At 45.1% G+C, this 12,496-nt stretch carries 13 protein-coding genes; 1 reads left to right on the top strand and 12 read right to left on the bottom strand.

All coding sequences use genetic code 11. The features are described 5' to 3' along the window. Positions 1–85: 85 nt before the first annotated feature. From pdxH to rpoE, 9 genes are all read right to left on the bottom strand, one after another. On the bottom strand, positions 86–724 hold the full coding sequence (gene pdxH, locus ACYX4N_RS08365) for a pyridoxamine 5'-phosphate oxidase (RefSeq protein WP_476056231.1): 639 nt from the start codon (positions 722–724) through the stop codon (positions 86–88). Positions 725–893: 169 nt separating this feature from the next. Continuing rightward, a complete protein-coding gene (era, locus tag ACYX4N_RS08360) occupies positions 894–1,805 on the bottom strand; it encodes a GTPase Era (RefSeq protein WP_269917495.1) in 912 nt (303 codons plus the stop codon). 28 nt (positions 1,806–1,833) lie between these two features. Further along, positions 1,834–2,520: a ribonuclease III gene (gene rnc, locus ACYX4N_RS08355; RefSeq protein ID WP_474805810.1), complete on the bottom strand. Its 687-nt coding sequence runs from the start codon at positions 2,518–2,520 to the stop codon at positions 1,834–1,836. After that, complete coding sequence (gene lepB, locus ACYX4N_RS08350; protein ID WP_179984000.1) at positions 2,520–3,422, bottom strand: signal peptidase I; 903 nt, start codon at positions 3,420–3,422, stop codon at positions 2,520–2,522. The genes rnc and lepB overlap by 1 nt, the downstream gene beginning before the upstream one ends. Further along, positions 3,422–5,218: a translation elongation factor 4 gene (lepA, locus tag ACYX4N_RS08345; RefSeq protein ID WP_179984001.1), complete on the bottom strand. Its 1,797-nt coding sequence runs from the start codon at positions 5,216–5,218 to the stop codon at positions 3,422–3,424. Before lepA ends, lepB begins: the two co-directional genes overlap by 1 nt. A gap of 303 nt (positions 5,219–5,521) precedes the next feature. After that, positions 5,522–5,959 (bottom strand): SoxR reducing system RseC family protein, encoded by a 438-nt coding sequence (locus tag ACYX4N_RS08340; protein WP_474805809.1) that lies wholly within the window; start codon positions 5,957–5,959, stop codon positions 5,522–5,524. A 46-nt stretch (positions 5,960–6,005) separates the two neighbouring features. Then, entirely contained in the window at positions 6,006–7,175 is a 1,170-nt protein-coding gene (locus ACYX4N_RS08335; protein ID WP_476056230.1) for a MucB/RseB C-terminal domain-containing protein, read from the bottom strand. 124 nt (positions 7,176–7,299) lie between these two features. Then, entirely contained in the window at positions 7,300–7,881 is a 582-nt protein-coding gene (locus ACYX4N_RS08330) for a sigma-E factor negative regulatory protein (RefSeq protein ID WP_474855521.1), read from the bottom strand. Between the two features lie 99 nt (positions 7,882–7,980). Continuing rightward, complete coding sequence (gene rpoE / locus ACYX4N_RS08325; protein ID WP_012518957.1) at positions 7,981–8,559, bottom strand: RNA polymerase sigma factor RpoE; 579 nt, start codon at positions 8,557–8,559, stop codon at positions 7,981–7,983. A gap of 197 nt (positions 8,560–8,756) precedes the next feature. Between rpoE and nadB the strand changes: the two genes are divergently transcribed. Beyond that, positions 8,757–10,442 (top strand): L-aspartate oxidase, encoded by a 1,686-nt coding sequence (gene nadB, locus ACYX4N_RS08320; protein WP_476056229.1) that lies wholly within the window; start codon positions 8,757–8,759, stop codon positions 10,440–10,442. Between the two features lie 229 nt (positions 10,443–10,671). On the opposite strand, the gene ACYX4N_RS08315 is transcribed toward nadB, so the two are convergent. Genes ACYX4N_RS08315 through ACYX4N_RS08305 form a run of 3 tightly spaced genes read right to left on the bottom strand, consistent with a single transcriptional unit; the run spans position 10,672 to position 12,332 of the window. Then, complete coding sequence (locus ACYX4N_RS08315; RefSeq protein ID WP_476056228.1) at positions 10,672–11,550, bottom strand: MaoC family dehydratase; 879 nt, start codon at positions 11,548–11,550, stop codon at positions 10,672–10,674. Between the two features lie 13 nt (positions 11,551–11,563). Then, a complete protein-coding gene (locus ACYX4N_RS08310; RefSeq protein ID WP_476056227.1) occupies positions 11,564–12,031 on the bottom strand; it encodes a hypothetical protein in 468 nt (155 codons plus the stop codon). Positions 12,032–12,080: 49 nt separating this feature from the next. Then, positions 12,081–12,332 carry an FAD assembly factor SdhE gene (locus ACYX4N_RS08305; protein WP_014950112.1) on the bottom strand — a complete coding sequence of 84 codons (252 nt, stop codon included), beginning with the start codon at positions 12,330–12,332 and terminating at the stop codon, positions 12,081–12,083. Positions 12,333–12,496: the final 164 nt, after the last annotated feature.

Raw genomic sequence — 12,496 nt, 5'->3', positions numbered from 1 at the left:
CGCTTTACGCTCAATCAAATACTAAGTGCTTAAAATGTCTAGCCATTGTAAAAGACTAGTTACCCTATGCATTCAATATAAGCTTTTAAGGCATTAACCGTTGTGTTGCCCATGCGCCATCTTCGGTTTTGTTATACTCAAAACGGTCGTGAAGCCTATCTTCTCCGCCCTGCCAAAATTCAATTTGATGAGGCACAATACGAAAGCCTCCCCAAAAGTCCGGCACAGGTAGTTCTTTGTTCGCAAACTTATCTTTTAGCTGCTTGAATTGGGTAAGCAAAAGCTCTCTACTGCCAATTGGCTTGCTTTGTTTAGACGCATAGGCCGCCAATTGACTGTCTTTAGGGCGAGAGAAGAAATAGGCTGCATTTTCTGAAACAGAAAGCTTTTCAACGCTGCCACACACGCGAACTTGGCGCTCCATAAAGAACCATGGGAAGTGACAAGATACTTTGGGGTTAACCGAGAGTTCTTGCGCTTTTCGACTGCCAAGATTTGTGAAAAATACAAAGCCATTTTCACTGACATCTTTTAACAAAACGATACGTTGAGAGGGTTGCCCATTAGCGTCAACGGTGGCAACCGTCATCGCCGTAGGATCGGGTATACCAGCATCAATAGCGTCTTTCAGCCATTTATCGAACAAAATAAATGGGCTTGAAGTAATATCAGTCTCGCTTAAACTGCCTTTCGAGTACTGTCTGCGCATATCTGAAATTGCCATATACCGCTCCTGAAAAGAAATGACTATACGTGCCAATGCTGATTGTAGTTGGTTGTGCAGACCTTTACGCGTATGCTTCTGGCTTCACGTTCACCAAAAGCACTCAAGAATGTAGCGCTAGTTAGCATTAGAACAAGGCTCAACGTACTAATGCTAACAAAGAATTACGCTAAAAGTTGCTGTCGTCACCGTAGCCTAGTGAACGCAAAGCACGCTCATCGTCTGCCCAGCCTTGTTTCACTTTAACCCAAAGCTCCAAAAACACCTTATTGTCGAACAAGTTTTCCATATCTTTACGCGCTTGCTCGCCAATGGTTTTCAAATGCTTACCGCCTTTACCGATGATCATGCGTTTTTGCGTTTCGCGCTCAACCAAAATTAAGCCACTAATACGATAAACACCATTGTCTGCCATTTTGAACTGCTCAATTTCTACCGTAGTAGAGTAAGGCAACTCATCGCCAGTGAAGCGCATTAATTTTTCACGGATGATTTCAGCAGCCATAAAGCGACTTGAACGGTCAGTGATATAGTCTTCTGGGAAGAAAAATTCACTCTTAGGTAACGACTTAGCCACTAAGTCTCTAATATCGTCTACCATTTTACCCTGTTTAGCGCTGATAGGGATCATGTGCTCAAATGGGTGTTTCTCACCAAGTTTTTGTAGGTGAACCATAAAGTTTTCTTTATCTTCAACCTTATCCATTTTGTTTACGATGAGGTAGCAAGGAAGGTTTGCCTGCTTAACTTTGCTTAATACCATTTCATCTTCAGCATTAAAGCGATCACCTTCCACGACAAACAGCACAAGGCCAACTTCAGCTAATGAGCTAGACGCGGCGCGGTTCATGTAGCGATTAATCGCGCGTTTTTCGTCTTGGTGAAGCCCTGGTGTATCAACGTAAATCGCCTGATAGTCGCCATCAGTATCTATACCTAGAATACGGTGACGGGTGGTCTGAGGCTTACGTGAGGTAATACTTACTTTTTGACCCAGCAAACGGTTAAGTAGCGTTGACTTGCCCACGTTAGGGCGCCCGACTATGGCTACTAAGCCACAGCGAGTTTGTATATCTGGCATCTCTGGCATTTCGGGCAAATTTGACTCATCATGCGTTGTCATCAAGCTTCTCCAATGTTAAACGAGCAGCTTCTTGTTCTGCTTTACGACGGCTATTGCCAGACGCCACGACTGCCTTTGGTAGACTTTCTACTTTGCAGCTTACTTCGAAAGTTTGCGCATGGTCTTTACCGGAAATAGACAGCACCTCGTACGTTGGCAATGGCTGCTTGCGACCTTGCAGGAATTCCTGAAGACGTGTTTTACTGTCTTTAGGGTGGGCGTTAGGGTCGAGCTTGTTTATGCGAGTCTCCCACAAACGGTCGATAACGCCACGCACTTCATCCATACCTGAATCGAGATAGATAGCCCCTAAGATAGCTTCAACTGCGTCAGCTAAAATCGAGCTTCTGCGATGACCGCCACTTTTAAGCTCACCTGGCCCTAAGTTGAGTAATTCACCCACGCTGGCTTCTTTAGCGAGTTCAGCCAAGGTCTCGCCTTTAACTAATGTGGAGCGCATACGGGTAAGCTTGCCTTCAGGTACTGTTGGAAAACGCTTAAACAGTGTTTCCCCCACAATCATGCCTAAAATAGCGTCGCCCAGAAACTCTAAGCGTTCATTGTGTTGTTTGGCTGCACTGCGGTGAGTAAGCGCTTGTTCTAATAACGCCTCATTGGTAAATGTGTAGCCTATCGCCTTGTAAAGACGACGATATTTATCAATACCCTGCATTAATGAATGCCACCTGCACGCTCAAATCGAATACCTGTTGGAACCCACGTAGGAAGAAAGTCTGAAGGGCTGCGCTCAAACTCAAAGGAAATCCAAATTGCAACGGCTTTTCCAACCAAGTTTGCATCTGGAACAAACCCCCAGAAACGGCTATCGCGGCTATTATCACGGTTATCGCCCAATACGAAATACTGACCTTCTGGCACTATCCACTCGTTACTTCGGGTTCCCGGTTGAGTGTAGAAATTAACCGGTGAAATTTCGCGAACGGGGTGGCGTAGAATATCATGCTCTACTGTGCCTAAATCTTCGGTGTAACGCATAAGTTGCGCCATGTCTTGTACAAACTCACCGCGCTCTTGGAACGTTAAGGGCACTGCTTTTAACTTTGGACAATTGCTACCAGATTCACACTTAGGTTTGATGTAAACCTGCTTATTTTGATAAACCACGGTATCGCCCGGTAAACCGATTACGCGCTTGATGTAATCTATTGACGGTTCTTCAGGGTATTTAAAAACCACCACATCGCCGCGCTCTGGCACACCCGTTTCAATTAACTTGCTTCTGAAAACAGGGTCTTTTACGCCGTACGCAAACTTCTCAACTAAAATGAAGTCACCCACCAATAACGTGGGCATCATTGAACCTGATGGAATCTGGAACGGCTCATATAAAAAGGAGCGCAATACCAAAACGAAAGCTATAACAGGGAATATCTGTTGTGAAGTGTCGACCAAGTACGGCAGCTGAGGGTCTTCTCCATAGCCCGCACCCTCTGCAGTCGCTGCAGCCTGTAAACGCGCTTTTCGCTTTGGCGCAAACACTAGGCTATCCACTAGCCAGACTAGTCCTGTTATTAAGGTGAGTGCCACCAAAATTAAGGAGAAATAATTTGCCATTATTTGCCCACCTTAAGTACTGCAAGGAACGCATCTTGTGGTAATTCAACATTACCCACTTGCTTCATTCGCTTTTTACCTTCTTTTTGCTTTTGAAGTAGCTTCTTCTTACGGCTTACGTCACCACCGTAACATTTCGCGATTACGTTTTTGCGCAGCTGCTTCACCGTACTTCTTGCAACAATATGGTTACCGATAGCCGCCTGGATAGCGATATCGAACATCTGGCGTGGGATAAGCTCGCGAAGCTTCTCTACCAATTCACGACCACGTCCCTGAGAGTTTTCTCTGTGAGTGATTACCGCTAATGCATCCACACGCTCGCCATTAATCAGAATATCTACGCGTACCATATCTGAGCTTTGGAATCGCTTGAAGTTGTAATCAAGCGACGCAAAGCCACGGCTGGTAGATTTCAAACGGTCAAAGAAATCAAGCACTACTTCTGCCATTGGCAACTCGTACGTTACCGCCACTTGTTTACCGTGGTATGTCATGTTGGTTTGCATGCCACGCTTTTCAACGCAAAGCGTAATTACGTTACCTAAGTATTCTTGAGGAACAAGAATGTTTGCTTCAACCATAGGCTCACGAATTTCAGCGATATCATTCACTGGTGGCAGTTTAGCTGGGCTATCTACGGTAAGGGTTTCGCCCTTGGTTGTTTCAACTTCGTAAATTACTGTAGGTGCTGTAGTGATAAGACCAAGATCATATTCGCGCTCTAAACGCTCTTGGATAATTTCCATGTGCAGCATGCCAAGGAAACCAATTCTAAAACCAAAGCCAAGCGCTGCTGAGCTTTCTGGCTCATAGAATAGTGAAGCGTCGTTCAGACTTAGTTTAGCAAGGGCATCGCGGAAGTCTTCGTAGTCATCTGAGCTTATCGGGAAAATACCGGCATAAACCTGAGGTTTAACCTTTTTAAAGCCTGGCAGCATAGCTTCAGCTGGCTCGCGAGCCAAAGTAATGGTATCACCTACTGGTGCGCCTTGAATGTCTTTAATACCAGCTATGATAAAACCTACTTCACCAGCTCTTAAGGTACCCGTGTCTAAAGGCTTAGGCGTAAACACACCAATTTTATCCACCTGGTGAGTTTGTCCGTTAGACATTATCTGGATTTTGTCTTTCTTGCTAAGCTGACCTTCCACGATTCTTACCAATGAAACAACACCTTGGTAATTGTCAAACCACGAATCGATGATCAGTGCTTTAAGTGGCGCTTCACGGTCACCTTCTGGTGGTGGAATTTTATTTACGATGACTTCAAGTACGTCTTCAATACCAATACCTGTTTTCGCTGAGCAGCGCACAGCGTCAAGTGCATCAATACCGACAATGTCTTCAATTTCTTCTGCAACACGGTCTGGCTCAGCCTGCGGCAAGTCGATTTTATTTAGCACTGGCACCACTTCCATATCCATCTCGATAGCGGTGTAGCAGTTTGCTAGCGTCTGTGCTTCAACGCCCTGACCGGCATCGACAACAAGTAGTGCACCTTCACAGGCTGCCAATGAACGAGACACCTCGTAAGTGAAATCAACGTGTCCTGGCGTATCAATGAAGTTTAGCTGATAGGTTTCACCGTCGCGCGCTTCATAGTTCAGTGTCACGCTTTGCGCTTTAATGGTAATACCGCGCTCTTTTTCCAAGTCCATTGAGTCGAGAACCTGCTCGGCCATTTCGCGATCGGTTAGCCCTCCACAGTGCTGAATTAGACGGTCTGACAGCGTAGACTTACCGTGGTCAATGTGGGCGATAATACTGAAGTTACGAATGTGCGATTGTTGCATAATGCTGGAAATTACCTGCAGAAAAATTCATTAAACAAAATATGCTGCTTGCCTTGGGTTCAGGCTTATACGCAGCGCGAGCGGATTTTACCCATTTCTGGCACGAAAAGCGAATTGGCATGGCGGAAATTTTAATACCCATGCACGCAAAGCGTATAAAAGTGGCAACTTGGCGTGGCTTTACCCGCCTGCCTTGAAATTTGAAGCATGTAAAGCACTGCTAATTTGGGGCTCTACAGCGTATATGAGCAAATAAAAAGAGCTAAACCTACTTATAAGCAGGTGCTTCGCTCAGTTTAGGCCTTACTGGCCTAATAAAACGGGTTGATATTTCGTGCGCTCAACTCGCTGTAACTTGTAAGCAATGAGCTTGTAAGTCAGGAAAGTCGCCAAAGCGCTTGGACCCAGTGCCCATAATTCATGGCTAAAACTTGTGGAGCTAAGCAGTGATATAAAAACTGAATACGCGCCAATAAAAACAATAAGCGGTAACAAATATAAGAAAGCCGACGCACTTAAAATACCCGCTTCGGGTATGCCCACAGTCACCTGCTGACCGACCCGTACTGGCATAGGCGTACGTAGCGTTAATTGCTGAGTCTTAGGTGCAATAGCACGAGAAATGACACCGGTACCACAATCACTTTGTGCCTGGCATGCATTACAGGTGGACTTAATTGCCGCTTCAACTGTTACCGTATCTCCATCAACGGCAACCACAGTGGCGGTTTCTTTAATCATATTTGCTCTTTATTACCGTGTTAAAGCATTGCTAAACCCTAGCTCTCTATTGCCCTGCATTGGCAACAGGTCGTAAAGACGTAGCAATAGCATTAGCAGTCTGTAGTGGAATTTCCCCTACTACCGTTACTTGGGCTTTCCCGTCGGTCAGCGTTAAAAAAGTGCTGACTTCGTTTCGTAACGCAAGGGTTTCGCCGAGCGCATCTTCGGCTGGCTGAACATAAACAGATACGTCCACTAGGCCATCCGAAAAGAGTTTATATTCTACGACCTGCCCTGTTAAGGCTAGGCGTCTTGTATCTTGCTTTATTTCTCGCATGCCCGAGGGCAAATATGTGACATCCCATTTGTGTGCTCGGCTTGGGGTATTACTCAAAGCCATAGGCGCTGGTAATGATGCTGAGTTAATTCGCGAGAAATATTCCGCAGGTTCAGGCGATATGGCAAAGGCGGTAACTTGAATTTGCTCTAATAACGCCCCTTGCAAATCAAGCATATTAAGTTTCAGCAACATACCAGAGGACTCATCGAGCCATAGTTGATAGCCAAACCGTGTGTTATCTCGGCTGACAATACGAACTTGCTGTGCTGAACGCCCTGCCACCCGCGCTCTTCCAACAGCGACAAACTCATAGGCTGAACTGAGTTGTTCTGGATGGTAGAGCAATGCACTAGGTATTGGACCATTTATATGCTTTGACCGCAGGCTGTAAGGTTGAACGTCGGGTTCAAATACGCTCACTACGTCATTAACGCGAATAAGCTCGCGACCAGGCCCATTTTGAAGGTTTAATTGCTCTAGTTCAGAACCATCCTCCATTATCCCATGACGCCACAGGTAAGGAACCGTTTCCTTTCCTGCAACAGTCTGTACAAAAGACACCTGGAAATTGGCATTGGTAATAATATTTTTAAGTTCAGCCAGCCACTGACTTGCCGACTGAAGCTGAGGCGTGGGTGAAGCTGACGTGTTTTCCTCGTTACGACTTTCTTCAGCTTGTATTTGAAAGCCATTTCCCTTTCCAGCACCTTCCTCTTTTGGAGCGTTTGTGCCATTACCAGCGTTATCCCCTGATTTAGCATCAATATCGCTATTCGCTTGAACTCTTGCACCAGAAGAACTCGCCACTTCGCTGGGTGCCGTTGCATGAGAAAACGTGGGATTGATAGCCCCGCCCGAAATGAAAAAAAATGCAAGGATAGAACTACAGCGCATTATTCCCGCCTTAAAACAAACATACCAGCAGTATATGCTGGTATGATTAAAATATGAAATGCATCTTCATCGCACTTAAGAGCGAAGGCACATTTCACCTCATTTTGACTAGCTCAACAAAAATCTATGGTCGCTCTGGTCCACTTGTTTCGTTTTCACTCTCTTCTTCTTGCGCTTGCTTGAGTTTTATTTGCTGCTCATGGTCAGCAATTAGCGCATTTATTTTGCGCTTTTTCTCAAGCATTTCGTTCATATCATTGCGCGGTAAGGTTCGGGTTTGCTCCAAACTCACTGGAGACAATCCGCCTTGGGGTGCAATTGTTGGTGCTGTCATAAATGGCTCGGTTGGCGCTTCCTGGTTGGTATATTGAACACCAAAAATAACTGCCACTGCCACAGACGCAGCCACTGCAAACTGACCTGACTGCTTCGCAAAAGGAACGACACTGCCAATTAGTGGAATTGACTGCCAACGCGAGCGTTTAGGTGCGACAATCGCCGGTTCATTTTCAAGCGCAGCTGCTACACTGGCTGTGATGTCCAACTGAGGGGCTACGCTTGCCTCTTTTCGCATTGCACCGCGATACACGTGGTAACGTTGCCATTTGGCTTGAAGTGCTTCATCTTGCTTGATAGCGTCGATGATTTCATTGCCTTCTATCTCACCATCCATGAATGCGGACAATTTTTCTTGCTGTTGCGTCATATATTCATTTCCAGATCAAAGTGATCGTTAACTACCCTAACACAGCTGTTAGTCATCGTGGAAAAAAGAAAGTTCATCTTTTTTTGATTTTATTTCTTTTTAATTTTCTAACAACGGTTGAATAACTTTATCAATCGCCTCTCGAGCCCTAAAAATACGGGATCTTACCGTACCAACAGGACACGACATTACGTTCGCGATTTCTTCGTAGCTCAACCCTTCAATTTCACGCAACGTAATCGCCATGCGCAAATCGTCCGGCAGCTTCTCAACTACCTTAAACAGAGTTTCTTCAATTTCCTCGGATAACAGGCTTCGCTCGGGTGTAGATTGCTCTTTTAATGCATCACTACCTTCGTAAAAATCTGCTTCGTCAGCATCGACATCGCTTGCAGGCGGCTTGCGACCTTGAGATACAAGATAGTTCTTGGCACTATTAACCGCAATGCGATAAAGCCAAGTATAAAATGCACTGTCGCCACGAAAATTAGGTAAGGCACGGTATGCTTTAATGAACGCCTCTTGCGTTACATCAGCAACGTCACCGGTATTTTTTACATAGCGAGAAACGAGATGCATCACTTTATGCTGGTAACGAGTTACCAATAAGTTAAATGCATTTTTATCGCCACGCTGTACTTTTTCGACCAGTTGTTGGTCGGTTATCTGCTCGCTCATTCGAGCCATTACTCCCTACTTCAACTACACAATAGCTCTAACAAGCATGTGTATAGACGCGCTCTTTTTACAAAAGTTCTGTAAAAGCATTAAATTTTTTAAAAAATGCTTAGGTCAGCAGGCAAGAATGATTGTGTTTTGCTACTCATCCTTTAGACTTGCCGAACCTTTGCTCGTTTGAATTGATATAAAAATACATGAAATCTGTATCGTCTTCACTAACTTCCACTTCAAATGCAATAGAACACCGTTGTGACGTATTGATTATTGGGAGTGGCGCGGCTGGATTAAGCTTGGCGCTAAAGCTTGCCGACCATTGTCAGGTTATTGTACTTAGTAAAAGTGATCGCAATGAAGGCTCCACCCGCTATGCACAAGGTGGTATTGCAGCCGTATTCGATGAACAAGACTCCATAGACGCTCACGTAACCGATACGTTAGCAGCAGGCGCAGGGCTTTGTGAAGAGCCAGCCGTTAGGTTTACTGCGGAGCGAGCAAAAGCATCTCTTGAATGGCTTATAGGCTATGGCGTACCCTTCGATACAGAAAAAAGCGAGTCTGGCGAGGAACGCTTTCACCTTACCCGAGAAGGTGGGCACAGTCATCGCCGAATTCTTCATGCCGCTGACGCCACAGGTGAAGCACTTCAAATTACATTGAATGACGCAGTATCGACACATCCGAATATCCATGTATTCGAGCGTTACAATGCTATTGACCTTATCCCTTCAAAAGAGAAGAAAAACAGTGTTGTAGGTGCCTACGTTTGGAATAGACAACAAGAACACGTGGAAGTGATACGCGCGCCTTTCGTGGCCTTGGCCACTGGTGGTGGCAGCAAAGTTTATCAATATACCTCTAACCCTGATGTATCAAGTGGTGACGGGATCGCCATGGCATGGCGCGCAGGCTGCCGTGTAGCGAATATGGAATTTAACCAATTCCACCCTACCTGCTTATTCCACCCGCAGGCTCGTAATTTCTTAATTACTGAAGCGCTGCGCGGGGAAGGCGCAAACCTCTGCCACGCCGATGGCACCCGCTTTATGCACAAATTTGATGAGCGAGGCGACTTGGCGCCCCGTGATGTAGTTGCCCGCGCTATTGACTATGAAATGAAGCGATTAGGCGCTGACTGTATGTATCTGGATATCAGTCATAAGCCAGCTGACTTTATCGTTAAACACTTTCCTAATATTTATCGCAAGTGCCGCTCTCTTGGTATTGATATTACCCGTGAGCCGATTCCAGTAGTACCTGCTGCGCATTATAGCTGTGGCGGGGTAATGACCGACTTTAATGCTAAGACCGATTTAAATAATGTGTACGCAATTGGTGAAGTTGCCTATACAGGTCTACACGGCGCTAATCGTATGGCGTCTAACTCTTTGCTTGAATGTGTGGTGTTCGCAAGCGCCGCTGCAGACGATATAATTAAAAACCTTAACAAGGCAGGCTGTGAAGAGGCTATTGCGCCGTGGGATGAAAGCCAAGTATCAAACTCAGATGAAGAAGTTATCATTCAGCATAACTGGCACGAACTTAGACTATTTATGTGGGACTACGTAGGGATTGTACGCACTGATAAGCGCCTTGAACGGGCCATGCGCCGAATCAAACTGTTAGAGCAAGAAATTACTGAGTATTACTCACATTTCAGAGTAAGTAATAACCTGCTAGAGCTTCGAAACCTTGTTACGGTTGCCGAGCTAATCGTAAAATGTGCAATGGCGCGAAAGGAAAGCAGAGGCCTACATTTCAATTTGGACCACCCTGAACAATTAGACAACCCAGTTCCCACGATTCTTACTCCAAGAAAGCAATTGTCGGGTTCTGACGTAGGTTTATTAATTACCCAAGATAGCTTTTCTGGCGCCGACTAACACATAGCGATACACGCTTGCTAATGCAGGGTTAATTTAGGGCTTATGTTTAAACTAAAAACGCCTGCCAAAGCGAACGGATGCTTTAAGAATACAGCACTTGCAAACAAACAGTGCTATTTAAAAACGGCCAAAAAAAAGAGAGCATATTTGTATGCTCTCTCATTCACTCTTTCAGATGTCTTTTCTTAACCCTGGATTTGATATTCAGTTCAGGGCTCTCACCCTTTTAGAGTTTTTCTTGATTTAACGCCACGCTCGCTGATAAATGTACAAGGCTATCGTCACTATCGGTTACGTCTAACAGCGCACTAGTATCCGTTTTACAGTGTTGTTGAATATGAATGTCATTAGGCAAGAAAACCGGCTTTTTAAAGCGACAATTTACTTCTTTCACGGTTATGGATTGACTGTCCTCTTGGTGACTTACAAACGCTGACACCGCACGAGATAAGGTCCACATCCCGTGAGCTATGGGCTGTTTGAAGCCAAAGGCTTTGGCAGATATGGCAGACAAGTGAATAGGGTTATAGTCTCCCGAAAGCTTAGCGTAGCGTCGTCCGGTATTTGCCGATGCATTAATTTCAGCAATTAGCGCTCTATCTTCAAGGTTACATTCGTCACTTAGGTCGTTTTTTGGGCCAAGTGGCGCAACATGAACGGCTTTAACTTTCACCAAATAGCTACTTATGGCCCGATAGACCAGATTCCCCGACTGACGTGCTTCTAGCATAACGTCCACTTCCCAACCGCGGCTATGAGGTCTCACGTCGTGAAAGCGCACGCGACATTCAAATGGCTCGCTTAAATCACAATGCTCTAGCACAAACACTTTGTTCGCAGCGTGAATCAAACCAAGTAAAGGAAATGGGCTTTGTTTATCTAGCAAGCATTGCATCTGTAACGGTAACGAAAGCATCTGCAAATAAAGAGGATGAGCATGCTCATTCGCCGGCCAATCGACTTCTTGACAAAAAGAAGCATAGTGCACGTTATCGACATTGAGCGTTTTTGTGTATATGCGCTGCGGCAACGTAGGCGGCTTAAACTGCATAAGTTGCCTAGCGTCAACGCGTTTGAATAACGCTTTAGTATACTCACGAAACATCTGTTAAATTCCTTTAAGGCGTCGCTTTTCTTGCGAAAATAATGGCTCTTGCCAACCTGCGGTAGTCTGCCTCACAGCACTCACCTTTTAAGACCCACGTCAAATGGTTATGACCTTTTTCAAACCAATGCCGTTTATGACGCAATACGTTAATGCACATTCCCCAAGTAAATAACTGGGAAGACTGATGAATCTTCATCGATGTGCCATCGGATAAAGCATCGGCTAACACACTGGGCATGGTCGTGCTTCTTGGTTCCAAAGGGAGAGTACTATCGTTAATAGCGCAAATAATACCATCGCTGGTCAACAAGAGTGCATATTGAGTGGTAGATATATTGTTACTAAACGCATCATAGAGACGCCAGACTATCATTAACGTAGCCACGGCAGCTATGCACACTAATTCGGCGGTGAAGCTCAGCCAAGACCATAGGTATTGAGGAAGACTGCATAGTACCGCCATAAGGCAAACGGCCACGCATAATTCCCCAAATACTTTTCTAAATCTATTATGCTTTATGCTAACTCTATACTTTGACACGATTAACAATAGTCGCCACCATGGCGGCTAATTCAGGGTCTTCGCACTTTTGATGCCCCATTATCCAAGCAAACAAATCAGGGTCATCACTGGTAAGTAAACGTTCAAATGTTTCTTGGTCTTCGTAACTTAGTGAGTCAAAGGCTTCTTCCACGAAAGGAAGCAATAGTACATCTAACTCTAGCATGCCTCTGCGGCACGCCCACTTTAATCGGGCTAGTCTTTTTGGTTCAAACATATGTCTATTATACCGTTTTTTATTCACTACCAATAATACCATGCACTGCGGCCGGGGATCACTGCTCTTTTGGTCGGATAGGCAAACTAAATAGAACTTAATCTGTACACATTAGTGCGTATTACCCTTGAATATTGCTGGTTTTACCATACCTTGAGTACATA

This window comes from Alteromonas sp. ABH4_452, from assembly GCF_056311825.1.
This window is presented reverse-complemented; position numbering and strand designations above follow the sequence as displayed.